The following is an 18,586-nucleotide window of genomic DNA, read 5'->3' as shown; positions in this document are numbered from 1 at the left end:
CTTAGGCATGCTTCAAGTGAATCTTTTAATTAAAGCGTTTTTTATTAAAAAATGCGAGTAAATTACAACTTAATTGTAACTATCTTGTTGATATATTAGCCAAGTGAGGTTTCATTTGCTGGTAATTAGGTAGTTTAGCCATTATTATTGTCGCCGTGCTCTCGTGGTGAAATGGATATCACGTGGCCCTCCGGAGGCCGAGTTCTAGGTTCGATCCCTAGCGAGAGCGCCAATTCTTATTTGGCTGCGTCAATTACTTCTCCATTGGTCTTATCAGCGTAATCTTTTATTGCGTCGCTTAGTATAAACACATAGAATTCAATCGTTACTTGTCGGAGTGCCTTTTACTTTTTAAGTAAAACTAAGGCTGAGATCGCATTAGCGGGATCCGTGAACCTGAATAGATTAGCATCTACGTAGGAAACAAGCAGCTTGGTGGCAAGCGTTTGTTTGCCATTTGGCAAAAAACCTTTTCACTGTTGTCTTAATTATATTAAGAACTGCCTCCTAGGCGCTGTGTGCGCTTCAATCATCACGAACTTTGGCAAGACCGTCACTCGATTTAATTATTTAAAGGTGCGTCATGTCACAAAGTAATATTAAGCCAGCAAATCAAATGAGCCGTCGCGAAGCGCGACAAGCGGCATCTGATTATATATACAACCTTAAAACCCAGCCATTTCCTAATTCACAGAAAATTTATGTGGAAGGTGAAAACCCGGGCGTACGCGTTGGTATGCGCGAAATCACGCTAAGCGATACTTTCGCTGGTGGTACAGAAGAAAACCCAATTTTTGAAAAGAATGAGCCAGTGCGCGTTTACGACACATCGGGCCCTTATACCGATCCGAATGCCGAGCTTAATGTTGAAGTTGGTTTACCAAAGTTCCGCCAAGCGTGGATTGAAGGTCGTGATGATACCGAAGAGCTAGAGTCGGTAACCTCACAATACACTCAGCAGCGTATGGCTGATGAAGGGTTAGACCACTTACGTTTTGAAAACCTACCAAAAGTGCGCTGTGCTAAAGCGGGTAAAAACGTCACGCAAATGCATTATGCGCGTCAGGGCATTATCACACCAGAAATGGAATACGTTGCGATTCGCGAAAATATGGGCCGTGAAAAAATTCGTGAAGAAATTTTAGCACAGCAACACAAAGGCGAATCGTTTGGTGCAGAACTGCCAGATTTTATTACGCCAGAATTTGTCCGTGATGAAATTGCACGCGGCCGTGCGGTATTACCAAATAATATTAACCACCCTGAATCTGAGCCGATGATTATTGGCCGTAATTTCTTGGTTAAAGTAAATTCAAACATTGGTAACTCGTCAGTATCAAGCTCAATTGAAGAAGAAGTTGAAAAGCTTGTATGGTCAACACGCTGGGGCGCAGATACGGTAATGGATTTATCGACAGGCCGTTATATTCACGAAACACGTGAATGGATTGTGCGTAACTCGCCAGTACCAATTGGTACCGTACCAATTTACCAAGCGCTTGAAAAAGTAAACGGTGTAGCAGAAGACCTAACTTGGGAAATCTTCCGCGATACGCTAATTGAACAAGCTGAGCAAGGGGTGGATTACTTTACTATTCACGCGGGAGTGCTGCTTCGTTACGTACCAATGACGGCTAAACGTGTCACAGGTATTGTGTCACGTGGTGGTTCAATTATGGCGAAATGGTGTTTAGCGCACCATAAAGAAAACTTCTTATACACTCACTTTGAAGAAATCTGTGAAATTTTAAAGCAATACGATGTGTGCTTCTCACTCGGTGATGGCCTGCGCCCAGGCTCTGTGGCTGATGCAAACGACGAGGCGCAATTTTCAGAGTTACGTACATTAGGTGAGCTAACTCAAATTGCTTGGAAACACGATGTGCAGGTATTCATCGAAGGCCCAGGTCACGTGCCAATGCACATGATCAAAGCCAATATGGACGAGCAGCTTAAACATTGTCATGAAGCTCCATTTTATACCTTAGGTCCACTAACAACCGATATTGCACCGGGTTATGATCACTTCACATCAGGCATTGGGGCAGCGCAAATTGCTTGGTACGGCACAGCAATGCTTTGTTATGTAACGCCAAAAGAGCATTTAGGTTTACCGAATAAAGATGATGTTAAAGAAGGCCTTATTACTTATAAAATTGCAGCGCATGCAGCGGATTTGGCAAAAGGTCACCCAGGTGCGCAAATTCGCGATAACGCACTTTCTAAAGCACGTTTTGAGTTCCGTTGGCACGATCAGTTTAACCTTGGATTAGACCCTGAACGTGCGCTTGAGTATCACGATGAAACCCTTCCGCAAGAGTCAGGTAAAGTTGCACATTTTTGTTCAATGTGTGGTCCTAAATTCTGTTCGATGAAAATCACCCAAGAAGTGCGTGATTACGCGAAAGACTTAGAAAGTCAGGGTGTAGATATTTCTGATGCGAATGCAATTGAAATCAAAATGATTGACGTTGAAGCAGAAATGAAAGCGAAATCAGAAGAGTTCAAATCGGCTGGTTCTGAGATTTATCAGAAAGTGTAAATCAGCAATAAGTAGTCAGAATTCAGTAACTAAACGTGCTGAATTCTGACACCTATTTAACTGCTTGGGCGTATTATGACAGCAACTTCACAGCGAAAAAAAATAGCGATTTTAGGGTACGGTTTAACGGGGCGCTTAGCGGCATTACAGCTTTATCAGCAGCATCAGGTATCGGTATTTGAGTCAGGTAAAGTGAGCGGTGAGCAAAGTGCAGGTTTTGTTGCCGCAGCCATGCTTGCGCCGTTGGCTGAATCGGTATTATGTGAAGCTGATTTAGCCGAGCTTGGCTTGCAGGCGATACCGCTGTGGCAGTCGGTCCTTGAGTTGTTAGATGAGCCGGTGTTTTTTCAACAACACGGCAGCTTAGTGGTTGCACATCAGCAAGATAAAGGCGATTTAGAGTCGTTTGGCAATCGCTTAAAGCCGCTGGCAGAGCAAAGTGCTAAGCAGCTCAATAGTGCGCAGCTTGCCGAGTTGGAACCCGCACTTGCCGGGTGTTTTCACCAAGGTATTTATTTACCGTGTGAGGGGCAGCTTGATAATCGTGCGTTTTATGCGGCAAGTTACCAACAAGTAAAAGACAAGGTCACTTTCTTTGAGTCGTTTTCAGGCAATATTAACGAAAATCACTTTGATGTGATTTTGGATTGCCGAGGCTTAGGCGCTAAACCTGTCCTTAATAACCTTCGCGGTGTGCGCGGTGAAGTGGTGCGCTTATATGCGCCAGAAGTGACGCTTAATCGCCCTGTGCGCTTAATGCACCCGCGCTATCCAATCTATATTGTGCCAAAGCCGAATCATGAGTTTGTGATTGGCGCGACAGAAATTGAATCGCAATCAACAAAGCCAATGACGCTGCGCTCAGCAATGGAGTTGTTGTCAGCTGCATACACAGTGCACAGTGGCTTTGCTGAGGCCGAAATACTGGAAATGCAAGCAGGGCTAAGGCCAAGCTTGCCGGATAACCGTCCACTGGTTGAAAAGCAAGGCAAGCGTATTGTGATTAATGGCTTGTATAGACATGGTTATTTACTGGCGCCAAAAGTGGTTGAAATGGCGCTTGAGCAGATGAACTAAGAGTGCAAAATGAATTTAATAATTAATGGTGAAAAGCGCGAAGTTGAAAGCAATACGACCTTGCTTGCTTTGCTATCGCAGCTTGGTGCGAGTGAACCTTACGCGGTGGCGGTAAATCAAAGCTTTGTGCCGCGTGAACAATGCGAAGGCATCACTTTGGCTGATGGCGATCAGATTGAAATTCTTTCGCCAATACAGGGGGGCTAATGGATAAGCCGTTAACTATTTATGGTCAAACGCTGTCGAGCCGTTTATTTATTGGCTCAGCCTTGTACCCATCTCCTGCAGTAATGCAGCAGTCAATTAAGGCATCGGGTGCAGAGGTGGTGACGGTATCGTTGCGCAGGCAAGGTACTCTTGAAGCTGGTAATGACTTTTGGCAATTAATTAAAGATACCGGCCTTAAAGTATTACCCAATACCGCAGGGTGCCATAGTGTGCAAGAAGCCGTAACGCTTGCCAAAATGTGTCGCGAAGTGTTTCAAACTAATTGGATAAAACTTGAACTTATTGGCGATGAGTACAACTTACAGCCCGACCCGATTGGTTTATTGGAAGCAACAAAACAACTAATTGATGACGGTTTTGAAGTATTACCTTATTGCACCGACGACTTAGTTATTTGCCAAAAATTAGTCGATTTAGGTTGTGAAGTGCTAATGCCATGGGGCGCGCCAATTGGTACTGGTAAAGGGTTGTTAAATCCGTATGCGTTAAAAACCATTCGTGAGCGTTTACCTAATACCACATTGCTTGTGGATGCAGGTCTTGGCTTACCTTCACACGCAGCAACGGCAATGGAAATGGGGTATGATGCGGTACTATTAAATAGTGCGGTAGCGCAAGCGGGCGACCCAATTGCTATGGCAAAGGCTTTTTCACTTGCGGTAGAAGCAGGCAGAGTTGCTTATGAGGCCAAAGCAATGCCAGAAAAAGAGGTGGCTAAACCGTCAACCCCGACAATGGGCATGCCCTTTTGGCATCAGCAGTAAATCGCACAACATAAATCAGTTTAAAATTGGGATCTAATGGGTAATTTAATTTGGACTATTGCTGGCTCTGACGCTGGTGGCGGCGCGGGTATTCAAGCTGATATAAAAGCAGCGCAAAGTTTTGGTGTGCATGCATGTAGTGTAATTACGGCACTTACTGCGCAAAATAGCATGGGTGTTGAAGAGATTAATGGCGTTGCAATCAAGGTGATTGAATCCCAGCTCGATGCCCTTGAGCAAGATGTACAACCTAAAGTGATTAAAATTGGTATGCTTGCTAATGAACAACAGGTTGAGTTTATTGCTAATACGCTTAAACGCTACAAAACCACATGGCAAACGCCGCCAATTGTTGTTTACGACCCAGTCGCGGTAGCTTCAAGCGGTGATAGCTTAACCGAAGAAGATATTCTACCGGTAATTAAAACCCACTTGTTGCCACACGTAGATGTGATCACCCCAAATACTCAAGAAACCCAAGTTCTTACCGGGGTGTATTTAATTGGCCCAAGCGCAGTGCAAGATGCAGCGAAAGCGTTCAATGAATTAGGTGTACCAAGTGTGCTGATAAAAGGCGGACATTGGGATTATCCAAAAGGCTATTGCATCGATTATGGTGCTCATCAAGGTGAAGAGTATTGGCTAGGCAATAAAGCAATTAACACACCGCACAGTCATGGTACAGGGTGTTCTTTTGCGTCCAGTGTTGCAGCCAATCTCGCGAAAGACTATCCGCTGAAAGATGCCTTTATTCTTGCTAAAGCCTATATTAATCAAGGGTTAAAACATGCAACACGCTTTGGTCAAGGTATCGGCCCAGTGGCTCATTGTGGTTTCCCCCACGATATCAATGATTACCCAGAAGTAATTGAAGCGGATTCGTGGCTAGGTCAGGAACTAGATCTAGAAATGGGTTCAGAACAAGTTAGCGCCCGTGATTTTGCAAAAATAGAAACGCGTAATTTAGGCATTTATCCTGTGGTTGATTCCGTTGATTGGATTGAGCGCTGCTTAAAAGCGGGCATTAAAACCATTCAGCTTCGTGTCAAAGATAGCAGCGATGCTGATCTTGAAGAGAAAATTGCAACCGCGATTACCCTTGGTAAAAAATACGACGCGCGTTTATTTATTAATGACTACTGGCAATTAGCGATAAAACATGGCGCTTACGGTATTCACCTTGGCCAAGAAGATATTTCGGTCGCTAATTTGGCTGAAATTAAGCAAGCAGGCATTCGCTTAGGCGTATCTACCCATGGTTTTTATGAGATGCTGCGCGCGCATAATTATCGCCCAAGCTATTTAGCCTTTGGTGCAATTTATCCAACCACAACTAAAGATATGACCGGGCAAATTCAAGGGCTTGAAAAGTTAAAACACTTTGTACCACTAATGCATGATTACCCTGTAGTGGCTATTGGTGGCATAGACTTAGCCCGCGCTGAAGAGGTTGCAAAAACTGGCGTTGGCAGTATTGCTGTTGTGCGCGCAATTACAGAAGCAGCTGACCCGGAAGCGGCCATTGTTGAGCTTCAGAGTGTATTGAAGTAATCATGTCATCGTTATCGAACCAAGAATTAATTCGTTATTCTCGCCAGTTACTATTGCCAGAAATTGATGAGAATGCGCAACTTAAATTAAAAGCGGCGCGCGTATTAATTATTGGTTTGGGTGGGCTTGGCTCACCTGCAGCGTTCTATTTAGCAGCTTCGGGTATCGGGCAGCTAACGTTGGTCGATCATGATGAGGTTGAGCTGTCTAACTTGCAGCGGCAGATTCTCTATAAAATTAGTCATATAGGGCAAAGTAAAAGTAAAGCCGCGGGCAAAACGCTGCAAGCACTGAATAATCAAATATCAATATCGACGCTTTCGCAAAAGCTGAATGAGCACAATGCCAAGGCGCTTATCGAAAATTGTGATTTGGTACTCGATTGCAGTGATAACTTTAAAACACGTTACTTAGTGAATCGCCTTGCTAAACAGTTTACTAAACCGCTTGTTTCGGGAGCAGCAATGGGCTGGCAGGGGCAATTGTGTATTGTCGATAACAAAGATGATAACGCACCTTGCTATGAATGCTTGTTTGCCAACCAAGGTGTAAGGAATGCGCAAAACTGTGATACCTTGGGCGTTATCAGCCCGTTGCTTGGTGTAATAGGTGCGCAGCAGGCAATTGCAGCAATACTTTTACTGTTGGGGGAAGGTAACTTACCGCAGTTTTTACAATTTGATGCGCAGAGCTTTAAGCAAAGTGCTTTTGCATTTACAAAGTCAAAAACCTGTACAGTGTGTAACAAACGTTAAGCTAAATAAGTATCTAGATAAAAGCGATACGATTCTACGTAAAACTACCTTTCATTTACATTTCCCAACGTTATGGTGTTTGTATTTTTACCCAAATTAGGTATTTTAGTTTAACTAATTGGAGGGAATATGCTAAGACCATTATTAATTTCAGCTGCAATGCTTTGTGCGGCAAATGCGCATGCGCAGCAATCACAACATTTTTTAGTCACTTTTCCAAATACGGACATTGAAAATAAAGCAAAAATAAGTTTGCATCATAACTTAATTGGCGATCGTCCAAATGGTGTGTTGTTTACACTCTCCAATGAAGAACAATCCTTACTAAAGCGTTTTGGTGCAACCTTGCAACCAGCAGATAATCTGGCAAAGCAGTTTTTAACTAAGCAACAAAATATTTTTGATAAGCTGACTAGCAACAGCACAGGAATACCCGGTTTTAGCTGTTACGCAACGGTAGAAGAAACTTTTCAGCAAGTAGATGACTTAGTTGCCGCTCACCCTGAATATACTGAACTTGTGGATATTGGTGATTCATGGCAAAAGCAAAATAAAGGCGAAGGCTACGATTTAAGAGTTTTAAAAATCGGTAAAAAAGATTTAGTTAACCCGCCAATTTTATTTATTCAAAGCGCTATGCATGCGCGCGAATTAGCAACAGCCGCGCTGACATTAGATTTTGCCAAACAGTTATTAGCAGAGCGTGAAACCAATGCTGATATCAACTGGATTTTAGAAACACAGCAAATTCATATTCTCTTTCAAACAAATCCTGATGGACGAAAAATTGCGGAAACAGGCGTTTCACAACGTAAAAATGTTAACGAAAATCATTGTTTAGAGGCCAATGTTGGTGTTGATTTAAATCGTAACTTTAGCTTTGGCTGGGGCTCGGTTGATGGTGGCTCTAGTGGTGATGCGTGCTCTGCAACATATCGAGGTGATAGCCCAGGTTCAGAGCCTGAAGTGGCCGCAGTTGAGAGTTATGTTCGTAGTATTTTCCCCGATCAACGCGGGCCAAATATTAGCGATGCTGCGCCTGAAAATACTCAAGGCTTGTATTTAGACATTCACAGCTACAGTCAGCTTATTTTATGGCCTTGGGGTGGCAGTTATGATGCTGCGCCAAATGCCAAAGGGTTAGAATCGTTAGGTCGAAAACTTGCGTATTTTAATGACTATCGGCCAATGCAATCGGTAGGTTTATATCCGACCGATGGTACTTCAGATAATTTAGCTTATGGTGAACTTGGTATTGCGCATATTACCTTTGAATTAGGTACCGCGTTTTTCCAATCGTGTGGTTATTATGGTGCGTTAATCAAGCCAGATAACTTAAAGGCACTACTTTATGCAGCTAAGGTAACAAAAGCGCCTTATCAGTTAACACAAGGCCCAGATATTGCTGATATAAATTTGGCGTTGAATGCGCAGCAGCAAATAGTTTTAAAAGCGAACGCAACGGATACACGCTTTAAAAGCAATAGCTCCTGGCCAATGCAAAATATTACTAAGGTAAGGTATGCGGTTAATCAGCTGGTGTCAGATGACAATCAACAGCTGGCGATGTTTAGTGATGGTAATGCAGATAGCATCACTGAGCAGTTTGAGATTGTGATTAACAACAATCAACTAATCGACAAAAAAGCAATTGTGTATATGCAAGCGCAGGATAGTGATGGCTATTGGGGCACGATTACGGCACAAAGCATTGATACGAATCCGCCAAGTGTCGCAGGCAAGGTTGTGTGTTCAGGTGCTAAATGCCAATTTAATGTGGAAAACCCAGTAAGTGGCTTCAACTACAAATGGCAACTGTCTGGCGGTGATGTGCTCGAAGGGGAAGAGGCGACACATATATTGCCTTCACTTGGTGACTATTCAGCAACCCTTGTTGTGACTAACTCTATTGGTGTGTCAAATAGCTTAGCTATAGACTTTAATGTTACAGAGTTATTTGCGCCAGAAGTAGTTGCTTCACATCGGTGTAACTATTTAGCGTGTGAGTTTGATGCATCGCTTAGTACAGATGCTGATAGCAACACGTTAAGCTATGCTTGGAAAGCGGAAGACGCATCGGCGAGTGGCATGGTATTCTCGCATAACTTCTCTCAATCAGGCAGCTATAAAGTTGAGTTAGTAGTAACTGATGAACATGAGCAAGCGGCGCGTTATGAGTTTGATTTACAAGTTGAGGCAGAACCAGATCCCGTGCCTCTTCCAGAGATGCCAGATGACGTTAAAAAAGAGTCTTCTGGCAGTAGCTCATGGTTAATGTTGTTTATTCTTACTGCTGGCGCATTGATAAGAAGACAGCGCGTAAAACATTAAAAAAGGGAGCGGTTGCTCCCTTTTTTGACTTTAATACTGATTAATCTTCAGTAGGGGTTTCAGCTGGTTCGCTTTGCTCTTCTTTATTTTTGATTTTCGCAAATGGCGTACCCATGCGGGTTACTGTGCCAGCAACTTCACCATCAAGGAAGTCTGCTACTTCAGAACCCCAGGCCAAAATAACCGTAGAGCCCAATTTAAAGCGGCCCATTTCATCACCTTTATTTAAAATAAGTTGATTATGGCCATTTTCAGGGTAATCCCATGTGAATACGTCTTTACCTGCTGGTGGTGTTACTGTGCCAGCCCAAATAGTTTCGATGCTAGCTACAATGGTTGCACCCACTAAAACCATAGCAAGAGGGCCAATTTCAGTATCAAAAATAGCAACTACACGCTCATTGCGTGAGAATAAGTTTGGTACATTTTCAGCGGTAAGTGGGTTTACCGAGAATAAATCACCCGGTACATACACCATTTTACGCAGTTTACCGCCAATTGGCATATGAATGCGGTGGTAGTCTTTTGGTGCTAGGTAAATCGTTGCAAATTTACCGCCTTGAAACGGCGCAGCTACATTTTCATCACCGCCAAGTAATTCTTGTAAGCTAAAGTCGTGGCCTTTTGCTTGAATCAAGCGATCATCAACTACATCACCAAGTTGCGAAATTTTACCGTCTACAGGGTGAGCGATAATGTCTTTATCTTCCGCAATTGGGCGCAGGCCGTCTTTTAATGGACGAGTGAAAAATTCGTTAAAGGTTTTATAGTGAGCCGGATCTTCGTATTTGGCTTCGCTCATATCTATGCCGTATTGCTTAATAAAGCCTTTAATTAAGCTGGTGGTTAGCTTGCCTGCTTGTGCTGCTGCTAATTTACCCACTAAGCGAGATATAAGGTGTTTTGGCATGGCGTACTGCGCGCCAATTTTGAATTTATCTAAACTCACGAGGTCGTATCCCTAAAAAATTTTTCGTATTTTACATCAAGTTGTTGAATGACTCTATACTCTTGGATTGCGCGCACCTGCACGACCATCTTCCATTGATTCTAAAATGCGATGATAGCTATCAAAGCGTAATTCGCTGATTTTACCTTCGTCAACGGCTTCACGAATAATGCAACCCGGGTCATCTAGGTGTTTGCAGTCTCTAAACTTACAGCCACCAATAAACTCACGAAACTCTTTAAAGCACCAAGTTACGCGATCATTTTCTAAATGCCATAAGCCAAACTCTCGAATTCCAGGTGAGTCGATTAAATCACCACCCGAGGCTAAATGGTGCAGTGTTGAAACCGTTGTAGTGTGCTGACCTAAGCCTGAAACTTCAGATACTTCTTGGGTTAAGATATTCGCGTCGGGTAATAGGCTGTTCACTAATGTTGACTTACCAACACCTGACTGGCCAACAAATATGCTGCTTTTATCTTTTAATAATGCTTTAAGTTCTTCGACGCCTTGGCCTGTTTTATTACTAATGAAATATACTTGGTAGCCAATATCGCGATAAATATCGAGTACTTCATCTAAGTATTCAATGCCTTCGTTATCGAGTAAATCAACTTTGTTAAGCACTAAAATTGGCTCTATTCCCATATCTTCGCAGGCAACTAAGTAGCGGTCGATGATGTTGGGAGTAAATTCCGGTAATACGGCCGATACCATTAAAATTTGGTCAATATTGGCGGCAACTACTTTTACACCGTCGTAAAAGTCAGGGCGCGTAAGCTGGCTGGTGCGTTCTTCAACAAGTTCAATTACCCCTGCTAAATCACCTTCGCTTACTTTTGCTGGACGAAAAATAACGTTGTCACCGCAAACAAGGCTTTTAATCGTACGGCGAATATTACAGCGTAGGATCTCGCCGTCAGCTGTTTCAATATCAGCATGTTGACCAAAGCGGCTGATCACTCTGGCGTTTTGTTGCGGACCAAGATTATCGCTTTGCCAAGATTGCTCTTCAGTCTGCTGATTACCTTTAGCCTGCTTTAAACGCTTTTGATGGTTTGCGCTAATTCTGCGAGATTGACCTTTGCTGAGTTTTTTCCGTTTTGCCACTTTTAGCCTATAACTTAAATAACACTTAAAAAAAGCGTTTTATCTATTGAAGAAGCATAATATGATATATCCAAATTCATTAAATCGAAAGGAAAGCACCGCTAGGTAGTTATGGCTTTTCATGAATCTAATTTAATTTGGCTTGATTTGGAAATGACCGGATTAGAGCCAAGCCAAGATCGCATCTTAGAAATTGCTACAGTAGTAACAGACTCTGAGCTTAATGTTTTAGCTGAAGGCCCTGTAATTGCAGTCCATCAGTCAGACGAAGTACTGGCCGGTATGGACGAGTGGTGCACCAATCAACACGGTAACTCGGGTTTAACTGAGCGTGTTCGCAAAAGTAAGCACAGCGAAGAAATGGCAATTCGCGAAACCATCGCATTTCTCGAAAAGTGGGTGCCAAAAGGTGTTTCGCCAATGTGTGGCAACTCAATTGGACAAGATCGACGCTTTTTAAACGTGTATATGCGCGAATTGGAAGATTACTTTCACTATCGCAACATTGACGTTAGCTCAATTAAAGAGCTAGTAAGACGTTGGTCGCCAGACATGCTTAACCTTGTTAAAAAGCAAGGCACACACTTAGCGCTTGATGATATTCGTGAATCAATCGCCGAATTACGTGTTTATCGCCAAAATATCTTCAAAATTTAAAAAATTTTAGCTTTGCTGCTTGCAAAGCTAAATTCTTTATGTAAAATCACGCCCCGCTTAGACGATAAAAGACTTTAAGCATTGGTATGCGAGTACAGTTCAGCTGCTCGAAGTGATAGACGCGACTAAGGTTGCGCTAAAGCTAAGTTAAAAAACGGTTGGTATGGAATGCGAGTATAGCTCAGCTGGTAGAGCGCGACCTTGCCAAGGTCGAGGTCACGAGTTCGAACCTCGTTACTCGCTCCAATTTTTTGGAAAGTGTTAATAGGCACTTGGTTATGCCAAGGTCGAACTTTAATATCGAGAGTTCAATCCTAGTTACTCGTTCCAAATACAATAGATTAAGGCAACCAGAACGTTTTAATCTTACATCTGCATGATTATGCGAGTATAGCTCAGCTGGTAGAGCGCGACCTTGCCAAGGTCGAGGTCACGAGTTCGAACCTCGTTACTCGCTCCAATCATTCAAAAATGCATTATGTAATGCGAGTATAGTTAAGCTGCTCGAGGTGATAGGTGCGACAAGTCGCGCTAAGGCCAAGTTAAAAAACGGTTTACATGGAATGCGAGTATAGCTCAGCTGGTAGAGCGCGACCTTGCCAAGGTCGAGGTCACGAGTTCGAACCTCGTTACTCGCTCCAAAATTTTGGATAGTGTTACTCCTCCAAAAATACTAAAATGCATATAGTGACGCGAGTATAGCTCAGCTGGTAGAGCGCGACCTTGCCAAGGTCGAGGTCACGAGTTCGAACCTCGTTACTCGCTCCAACTCTTCTTCAAGTGAGTTCAGATAAATTAATCGCCAAGGTCGAACTTTAATATCAAGATCTCAAACCTCATTACTCGCTCCAATTTTTCTTCAAGTAAATCCTGAAAAATTAACCGTAAAGGTCTAAGCTTCAGCACCCCAAATTCTAACTTTATTTTTGTTTGTGTAGAAATTAGATTTAAAGATTTCAGGGTTCAGAAATCTAATCTAAATTTTTTAGAAATCTCAAATCTAGCTTTAAATTGGCAAAGAGTCTTGCCTTAAATCTTGCAAAGCACGTTTTTTATTAATGATATCTTCAATAAGCGGTCGCAGGATCAGCTCCATTGCTAAGCCCATTTTTCCACCAGGTACCACCATGGTATTCATCCGTGACATAAACGCGCCATTGATCATCTGCAAATAGTACGGAAAATCTACATCACCAATACCGCGAAAACGAATAACCACAAAGCTTTCATCAAGTGATGGGATATCTTTTGCGCTAAATGGGTTTGATGTATCAACCGTTGGCACACGTTGAAAGTTAATATGGGTGCGAGAAAACTGCGGTGTAATATGGTTAATATAATCATCCATAGAACGCACGATAGAGCCCATTACAGCCTCATGTGAATGGCCTCGGTCTTGTGTATCGCGAATAAGTTTTTGGATCCATTCAAGGTTAATGATAGGAACCATGCCGATTAGCAAATCAACATGGCGTGCAACATCAACATCGTTGTCTACTGCGCCGCCATGTAATCCTTCATAGAATAAAATATCAGTGTCATTTTCAAGGTCTTGCCACGGCGTAAAAGTGCCGGGTAACTGGTTGTAAGGAACAGCTTCGTCAAAGGTATGCAAATAGCGACGGCTTTTACCCGAACCAGTATTGCCGTAGTCAGTAAATAACTGTTCTAACGATGCAAGATCGTTGGCCTCTGTACCAAAATAGCTAATATGCTTGCCTTCTTGATGCGCTTCGCGAATACGCTTATCCATTTCAGGGCGTGTATAGCGGTGAAAGCTATCCCCCTCAACAAATGCCGCATTAATATTTAAACTACGGAAGATGTGTTTAATTGCATTGGTTGATGTGGTCGTTCCTGCACCGGATGAACCTGTGATTGCAATAATGGGGTGTTTGGCTGACATAGAGCACACTATTTTTAGTTGTTTATGTGTTTATATCTGGGCGGCAGTGATTGGTCAAGTTTGTCTTTATTACAATAGCTGTGATATTAATGGAAAAAATACGCATAATAGTTTGAAAATAATAATGAAAAAAACCGTGATCTTTGCTTTTTTGGTATCTGTATGTAGCACTGTTTTTGCTAGTAATACGGCATCGAGTTTACCTAATACCGATGTGTTTTTAGTTAAACTCAACAACAATAAACTCGTTAGCGCTCAAAATATCTCTAACCGTCTTGGATACGATAATCAACCTAACTTTATTGATGGTGGTTTGCTTTATACCGCAGGGCTACAGACGGGAGAATCGTGGCAAACAGACGTAATGCTTTACGATTTCAAAACCAAACAAACAACGAATTTAACCAATACCAAAGTTAGTGAATATTCGCCAACAAAAGTGCCAAATGAAGACAGTTTTTCAGTTATTTTAGAAGGACATGATGGTAGCCAAGAATTGTGGCAATACGGTTTAAATAAGCCAAAGCCTGCCAAATTATTGCGTAAGGAAGTAGGCAAAATTGGCTATCACGCTTGGGGAAGAAATTACGATTTAATTACCTTTGTGCTTGGAGACCCACATTCCCTTTATTTTGGTAATACACAAAAACAAACTGGTAAACTTGTTGCTGGCAATATAGGTCGTACTTTAGCGTTTAATCAAACGCTAAATGTGTACTCGTTTAGCCAATATAAAAATAATCAGCAGTGGGTTACGTTATTTAATAGCGAAGATCATTCATTTAAACCTGTATTACAGCTGCCCGAAGGTGTTGATTATTATGCATGGCAGGGTGATGATGCGCTGATTTATGGGAAAGGCAATGTAATTTATCGTTGGTCATTAAACAGTGCTAAAAAGCCAAGCAAATGGCTTGATTTAAGTGCACACTGCGAACATAAAGTTACCCGATTAAAATATCAAAAAGAAACTGAGTTATTGGCTTTTGTTTGTGATAGAAGTTAGTTTTTTGGGGTTAAAAGTCGCGCCTAGTGCCTATCACAAAAGCGTTGCCATGAAATACTGCCTGGCAGCGCTCTCACACCACGGATAATCTGCCACAATAATTTGCTGTTTTCGAATTCAGAGTATGCGTAGTCCTTAAACCCCATTAAATAATTAAATGCATCTTTGCTACCTGCTTGAATAGATGAAATGCGAATTTGCGCTTCAAAGTTCAATCGAAACGAGCTTATTGCCGCTTTTCTGCCATCTAAATCAATATTAGGGATATGGCATTTTTGCAAGTAACCCGCACGTTCGCCTTCACCAGAGAACCATATGCGCACTTTTTCACTGTAACGGCCAGACTTTGCAGGCAAGTCGAACATTAAGCGTTGCTGTCCTTGTTGCTTTAAAAAGTGAAGGTAGTCTAAAAAACCATGCTCAATAAGCATGGGGTGTACAGGAATACGACGTGGTTTTATTTTGTTGTTGGTATGAAAGTCAAAAAAGTAATGACCATCTTGCTTCGTTACATCATCCAGTGTGAGTTGACCAATTTCGTCACTAAATGTGCCGGTGTAATAGCTTATTAATGGCAGCCAAAAGTGCCAATGCTTAGCTTGTTCTCGCGGCATTTTGTGGTCGCCATAAATATACCCTTTGAATAAGGTATGAATTTCCATATTAGTAAACGGGCGGCGGCCTAAATGGGTTTTCACTGAATATCCAATAAATGAATGAGTTAGCGACTATTTTAGCAAATATTGGTGGAATAACTAGAGCTTAGGTTGTTACTAAGTGAAATCGTTAAATAATGCGCATAAGCGCACCATTTAATAAAAGCGGTCTTTCACTTGTGCATATTGATAATAAGCAAACTGTCCTAACCGTCTAAAATGCGGAAAAGGTAAGTAGGGTAGAGGAGTGTTGTAAAGAGGTAAGTTTGGTACGGTTTTACCTGCTACCATTTGTGCCATGCGATAGCCTGCCTGTGCACTAAACGACACGCCTGCACCACAATAACCCAGTATAAAGCCAAGCTTACCGTCAAAATTAATATGCGGCATATCATCGAGAGCAGCAGCAATAAAACCATTCCAGTAATAATCATGCTCGATATTACCAAGGCTTGGAAAACAATCGCTTAGGCCCTTTTTTAAGTTGGTTAAATACACCGATTTATTTTGATGTTTGGCATAAACAGCCCCGCGACCACCGAATAAAAGCCGGTTGTCTGGCAATAATCGGTAATAGTATTTTAGTGTTCGCGTGTCCATACATACTTGGTTGGTTTGCAGGCCTGATTCTGCTAATTGTTGTGCTGTAAGTGGCTTAGAGACAAATATACTGCTTAAAATAGGCAGATATCGGTTGTTAATAGCCTTATGCGTTAGTTTGCTATTGTATGCATTGCCCGCGATAACTAATTTATTGCAGCTTAGTTGGCAGCCATTAACGGATAACTGAAAGCCACTTGCTGTTTCCGTTATATTGTCAACTAACGCGTTTTCAAACAGGGTGACACCGCTCTCAAGCATAGCAGTACGATAGCCAAGTAATAACTTTAATGGATTCACACCAAAACTATCGCTGTAGCGCAGTGCGCCATAGGCTTGTTGATTTTTCATGTAGTGCGCACTGAGCTCGTCTTGGCTCAGCCATTGGCAAGGCGCTGTGCTTGAGCTTTGCAAGTGTGTTTGAATATATTCAGCTTGGGCATTTAAGGTTTGCAGTGCATTTTGATTGTGTGCAATTTTTAAATAACCATTTTCTTGTTTATCACATGCAATATCATGTTTTGCAATAAGTTGCTCGACGCGATTTACAGCATCACTGAATTCGGCATAAATCCCTTTGCTAACATCGACTCCCCATTTCTCGGTCATTTGAGGGTAACTTAGGCGACCTGAGCCTTTAAGTACAAAACCTGCATTTCGCGCACTGGCACCAAAACCTACCTGATTGGCTTCAAGTACGCATACATCTAAGTGATGTTCAGTTGCTAAATGATATGCAGTTAAAAGTCCCGAATAACCGCCGCCAATTATTACAACATCAAACTGCTGTTGACTGGTGACGCTTGATTTAGCTGTTGGCAAATCAATAGTGCTGGCCCAATAACTAGGGGCAAAGGCTTGTCCTTGGCAGTGAGGATGTTGTAGCGGATCGTATAACTGGCTCATGAAAATTCAATCACCATTTCTGCCGCGCTGCAGTAGCAAGGTACGCCGCAAATAGTACAGTGATAATTCTCTTCAATGCTGTAGTTATACCAGCGGTTTTTGTGCTCTTTAATCAATTTTCCGCCTGCATTAGTAAAATATTTTACCGCACCATTGCCAGGGCTTTGTTGCCATAAGTGGCCAATACCCGCTTTGGCACCTTGTTGCTTAAGTGCTTCGATTGAGGCATTTAATAGCTTAGGGCCAATGCCTTTACCCTGTTGATTAGGATCAACGGCAATGCATTTAAAGTACGCCATTTTATCTTGTTGGCAAGGCCATAAAGACGGGCTGCACCATTCATCAAGTGGCCATTGATTGGCTGCATAACTTAAGCGCAGGCCCACGACGTTATCATCTTCTAATGCAATAAAGTTGGCATTGATACCATTTTTGTTAGCCTTGTTTTGCATTTCCATTAAGTTTGCTAAATCAAGGTAGTTGTCACCGTGAACTAAATTAGCAAGTGCAATCGCTTGCTGATAATACTGTTCACCAAGAGGGATAATTTTAATCATTTGAAAGTGCTTCAAGCAATGAATCGGCTTCTAGCTCAATTGCGATTTGTTCGTCACTTAAATCTAAACCAACAAGTAATTCATCTTCTTTAAGGTGCGGTAACAAATCTAAAATATCATCAAAGTTGATTTCGATAACGTTAAAGTGTTGCCACTCGCCTTGGCACTGTTGTTGCGCCATTTCTGATGATGCCCAAATTAATAGTGCATCGCGCTCATTATTAAATTCTGATTGCGCGATTAGTAAACCACTTTCACTTGATAGCACAAATGCTTGTTGTGACTGTTTTAACTGGTTTACAAAGTCATCAATGCGTTCTAAATGTTCGCTCATAGTGTCTAATCTCTTGGTGCTGTTTCGATGCTCGAAGCGCGATTTTTATGCTCTGAATGGAATACTTGAAGCGCACTATAGCGAGTCAAATCGGTTAAGTTTCTGAAGATAATCCAATCCAGTAAGCAAAATAGTGATATAGCAACGTAGTTATAATCGCTAAATGCACCTTGTTCAGCGGCATCATTTAACACTGATAAAACGCCGTTTATGCGCTCACGTTGTAAATTGAAAAACAGTTTGTCGTCATTGGTGTCGAATTCTGAGCGCTGACAAATTAAAAGCTCAACCAAAGAATCGTTCGCAGAGTTAATTAGAGTCAGAGTATTTTCTTGGTTCCAGCTTAACGGGGTGAAATCCAATTTTTGGGCCAAGTAACGGTAAATAACGTTTGAATCAAAAATCACCTGTTCACCGTCGACCAACATAGGAATTTTTCGCGTTGGGTTGAGTTTAACTAAGGTTTCTCGGTCTTTCTCTGCAAAAATATTAAGGTTTAAAAAGTCGAATTCGATATCTTTTTCGATAGCCAGTGCGCGAAGGCGGCGTACATAAGGGGAGGTTAGCGAACCATAAAGTTGCATAAGTAGCTCTCGCTTAATATGAAATTTAGTTATTTATATCAGGTCTTGGCGAGTGATACTATGGCTTGGCAGT

17 protein-coding genes, 5 tRNA genes and 1 riboswitch are annotated in these 18,586 nt (G+C 42.1%); of the genes, 14 read left to right on the top strand and 8 right to left on the bottom strand.

Annotated features, from left to right (window positions below; translation table 11 throughout):
• Positions 1–157 precede the first annotated feature (157 nt).
• The 8 genes from AC2IOM_RS02320 to AC2IOM_RS02285 all read left to right on the top strand — a co-directional run bounded on the left by AC2IOM_RS02320 (position 158) and on the right by AC2IOM_RS02285 (position 9,248).
• A tRNA-Arg gene (locus AC2IOM_RS02320) sits at positions 158–232 on the top strand.
• Between the two features lie 91 nt (positions 233–323).
• Positions 324–440, top strand: a riboswitch (TPP riboswitch).
• 143 nt (positions 441–583) lie between these two features.
• Positions 584–2,542 (top strand): phosphomethylpyrimidine synthase ThiC, encoded by a 1,959-nt coding sequence (gene thiC / locus AC2IOM_RS02315; RefSeq protein ID WP_486358995.1) that lies wholly within the window; start codon positions 584–586, stop codon positions 2,540–2,542.
• 75 nt (positions 2,543–2,617) lie between these two features.
• Entirely contained in the window at positions 2,618–3,619 is a 1,002-nt protein-coding gene (locus AC2IOM_RS02310) for an FAD-dependent oxidoreductase (protein WP_486358994.1), read from the top strand.
• Positions 3,620–3,628: 9 nt separating this feature from the next.
• A complete protein-coding gene (thiS, locus tag AC2IOM_RS02305; RefSeq protein WP_395390391.1) occupies positions 3,629–3,826 on the top strand; it encodes a sulfur carrier protein ThiS in 198 nt (65 codons plus the stop codon).
• Entirely contained in the window at positions 3,826–4,611 is a 786-nt protein-coding gene (locus tag AC2IOM_RS02300; protein WP_486358993.1) for a thiazole synthase, read from the top strand. The genes thiS and AC2IOM_RS02300 overlap by 1 nt, the downstream gene beginning before the upstream one ends.
• A 36-nt stretch (positions 4,612–4,647) precedes the next feature.
• Positions 4,648–6,162 (top strand): thiamine phosphate synthase, encoded by a 1,515-nt coding sequence (gene thiE, locus AC2IOM_RS02295; protein WP_486358992.1) that lies wholly within the window; start codon positions 4,648–4,650, stop codon positions 6,160–6,162.
• Positions 6,163–6,164: 2 nt separating this feature from the next.
• Positions 6,165–6,917, top strand: a complete 753-nt coding sequence (locus tag AC2IOM_RS02290; RefSeq protein ID WP_486358991.1) for a HesA/MoeB/ThiF family protein — start codon at positions 6,165–6,167, stop codon at positions 6,915–6,917.
• Between the two features lie 129 nt (positions 6,918–7,046).
• Positions 7,047–9,248 (top strand): M14 family zinc carboxypeptidase, encoded by a 2,202-nt coding sequence (locus AC2IOM_RS02285; protein WP_486358990.1) that lies wholly within the window; start codon positions 7,047–7,049, stop codon positions 9,246–9,248.
• A gap of 40 nt (positions 9,249–9,288) precedes the next feature.
• On the opposite strand, the gene asd is transcribed toward AC2IOM_RS02285, so the two are convergent.
• On the bottom strand, positions 9,289–10,197 hold the full coding sequence (gene asd / locus AC2IOM_RS02280; RefSeq protein ID WP_105170994.1) for an archaetidylserine decarboxylase: 909 nt from the start codon (positions 10,195–10,197) through the stop codon (positions 9,289–9,291).
• 54 nt (positions 10,198–10,251) lie between these two features.
• Positions 10,252–11,307 (bottom strand): small ribosomal subunit biogenesis GTPase RsgA, encoded by a 1,056-nt coding sequence (gene rsgA, locus AC2IOM_RS02275; protein WP_486358989.1) that lies wholly within the window; start codon positions 11,305–11,307, stop codon positions 10,252–10,254.
• 111 nt (positions 11,308–11,418) lie between these two features.
• Here rsgA and orn point away from each other — a divergent pair, with 111 nt between their 5' ends.
• The 5 genes from orn to AC2IOM_RS02250 all read left to right on the top strand — a co-directional run bounded on the left by orn (position 11,419) and on the right by AC2IOM_RS02250 (position 12,732).
• Positions 11,419–11,964, top strand: coding sequence for an oligoribonuclease (orn, locus tag AC2IOM_RS02270; RefSeq protein WP_010561087.1), 546 nt, complete (start codon positions 11,419–11,421; stop codon positions 11,962–11,964).
• A gap of 170 nt (positions 11,965–12,134) precedes the next feature.
• Positions 12,135–12,210, top strand: a tRNA-Gly gene (locus AC2IOM_RS02265).
• A gap of 138 nt (positions 12,211–12,348) precedes the next feature.
• Positions 12,349–12,424, top strand: a tRNA-Gly gene (locus AC2IOM_RS02260).
• Positions 12,425–12,529: 105 nt separating this feature from the next.
• Positions 12,530–12,605: transfer RNA gene (locus AC2IOM_RS02255), tRNA-Gly, on the top strand.
• 51 nt (positions 12,606–12,656) lie between these two features.
• A tRNA-Gly gene (locus AC2IOM_RS02250) sits at positions 12,657–12,732 on the top strand.
• Between the two features lie 238 nt (positions 12,733–12,970).
• On the opposite strand, the gene AC2IOM_RS02245 is transcribed toward AC2IOM_RS02250, so the two are convergent.
• Positions 12,971–13,870: a phosphoribulokinase gene (locus AC2IOM_RS02245; RefSeq protein WP_486358988.1), complete on the bottom strand. Its 900-nt coding sequence runs from the start codon at positions 13,868–13,870 to the stop codon at positions 12,971–12,973.
• 124 nt (positions 13,871–13,994) lie between these two features.
• Between AC2IOM_RS02245 and AC2IOM_RS02240 the strand changes: the two genes are divergently transcribed.
• Positions 13,995–14,876 (top strand): hypothetical protein, encoded by an 882-nt coding sequence (locus AC2IOM_RS02240; RefSeq protein WP_486358987.1) that lies wholly within the window; start codon positions 13,995–13,997, stop codon positions 14,874–14,876.
• A gap of 23 nt (positions 14,877–14,899) precedes the next feature.
• Here the strand turns inward: AC2IOM_RS02240 and AC2IOM_RS02235 are convergent, their stop codons facing one another.
• The 5 genes from AC2IOM_RS02235 to AC2IOM_RS02215 all read right to left on the bottom strand — a co-directional run bounded on the left by AC2IOM_RS02235 (position 14,900) and on the right by AC2IOM_RS02215 (position 18,513).
• The gene (locus AC2IOM_RS02235; protein ID WP_486358986.1) at positions 14,900–15,574 is read right to left on the bottom strand and encodes a site-specific integrase; all 675 of its coding nucleotides are present in this window, start codon (positions 15,572–15,574) and stop codon (positions 14,900–14,902) included.
• Between the two features lie 114 nt (positions 15,575–15,688).
• Positions 15,689–17,038 carry an NAD(P)/FAD-dependent oxidoreductase gene (locus AC2IOM_RS02230; RefSeq protein WP_486358985.1) on the bottom strand — a complete coding sequence of 450 codons (1,350 nt, stop codon included), beginning with the start codon at positions 17,036–17,038 and terminating at the stop codon, positions 15,689–15,691.
• Positions 17,035–17,595 (bottom strand): GNAT family N-acetyltransferase, encoded by a 561-nt coding sequence (locus AC2IOM_RS02225; protein WP_486358984.1) that lies wholly within the window; start codon positions 17,593–17,595, stop codon positions 17,035–17,037. The genes AC2IOM_RS02230 and AC2IOM_RS02225 overlap by 4 nt, the downstream gene beginning before the upstream one ends.
• A complete protein-coding gene (locus AC2IOM_RS02220) occupies positions 17,588–17,929 on the bottom strand; it encodes a DUF2750 domain-containing protein (RefSeq protein WP_486358983.1) in 342 nt (113 codons plus the stop codon). Before AC2IOM_RS02220 ends, AC2IOM_RS02225 begins: the two co-directional genes overlap by 8 nt.
• A 5-nt stretch (positions 17,930–17,934) precedes the next feature.
• Positions 17,935–18,513: a glutathione S-transferase family protein gene (locus tag AC2IOM_RS02215; RefSeq protein ID WP_486358982.1), complete on the bottom strand. Its 579-nt coding sequence runs from the start codon at positions 18,511–18,513 to the stop codon at positions 17,935–17,937.
• Positions 18,514–18,586 lie beyond the last annotated feature (73 nt).

Source organism: Pseudoalteromonas sp. NS-SX12 (assembly GCF_057367955.1).
The sequence above is the reverse complement of the archived record's forward strand: the minus strand, read 5'-3'. Positions and strand labels throughout refer to the sequence as shown.

What these genes read in the sequence shown, in the direction of transcription:
- thiC (WP_486358995.1), top strand. Translation starts at nt 584, where the DNA reads ATGTCACAAAGTAATATTAAGCCAGCAAATCAAATGAGCCGTCGCGAA.
- AC2IOM_RS02310 (WP_486358994.1), top strand. Translation starts at nt 2,618, where the DNA reads ATGACAGCAACTTCACAGCGAAAAAAAATAGCGATTTTAGGGTACGGT.
- thiS (WP_395390391.1), top strand. Translation starts at nt 3,629, where the DNA reads ATGAATTTAATAATTAATGGTGAAAAGCGCGAAGTTGAAAGCAATACG.
- AC2IOM_RS02300 (WP_486358993.1), top strand. Translation starts at nt 3,826, where the DNA reads ATGGATAAGCCGTTAACTATTTATGGTCAAACGCTGTCGAGCCGTTTA.
- thiE (WP_486358992.1), top strand. Translation starts at nt 4,648, where the DNA reads ATGGGTAATTTAATTTGGACTATTGCTGGCTCTGACGCTGGTGGCGGC.
- AC2IOM_RS02290 (WP_486358991.1), top strand. Translation starts at nt 6,165, where the DNA reads ATGTCATCGTTATCGAACCAAGAATTAATTCGTTATTCTCGCCAGTTA.
- AC2IOM_RS02285 (WP_486358990.1), top strand. Translation starts at nt 7,047, where the DNA reads ATGCTAAGACCATTATTAATTTCAGCTGCAATGCTTTGTGCGGCAAAT.
- orn (WP_010561087.1), top strand. Translation starts at nt 11,419, where the DNA reads ATGGCTTTTCATGAATCTAATTTAATTTGGCTTGATTTGGAAATGACC.
- AC2IOM_RS02245 (WP_486358988.1), bottom strand. Translation starts at nt 13,870, where the DNA reads ATGTCAGCCAAACACCCCATTATTGCAATCACAGGTTCATCCGGTGCA.
- AC2IOM_RS02240 (WP_486358987.1), top strand. Translation starts at nt 13,995, where the DNA reads ATGAAAAAAACCGTGATCTTTGCTTTTTTGGTATCTGTATGTAGCACT.
- AC2IOM_RS02230 (WP_486358985.1), bottom strand. Translation starts at nt 17,038, where the DNA reads ATGAGCCAGTTATACGATCCGCTACAACATCCTCACTGCCAAGGACAA.
- AC2IOM_RS02225 (WP_486358984.1), bottom strand. Translation starts at nt 17,595, where the DNA reads ATGATTAAAATTATCCCTCTTGGTGAACAGTATTATCAGCAAGCGATT.
- AC2IOM_RS02220 (WP_486358983.1), bottom strand. Translation starts at nt 17,929, where the DNA reads ATGAGCGAACATTTAGAACGCATTGATGACTTTGTAAACCAGTTAAAA.
- AC2IOM_RS02215 (WP_486358982.1), bottom strand. Translation starts at nt 18,513, where the DNA reads ATGCAACTTTATGGTTCGCTAACCTCCCCTTATGTACGCCGCCTTCGC.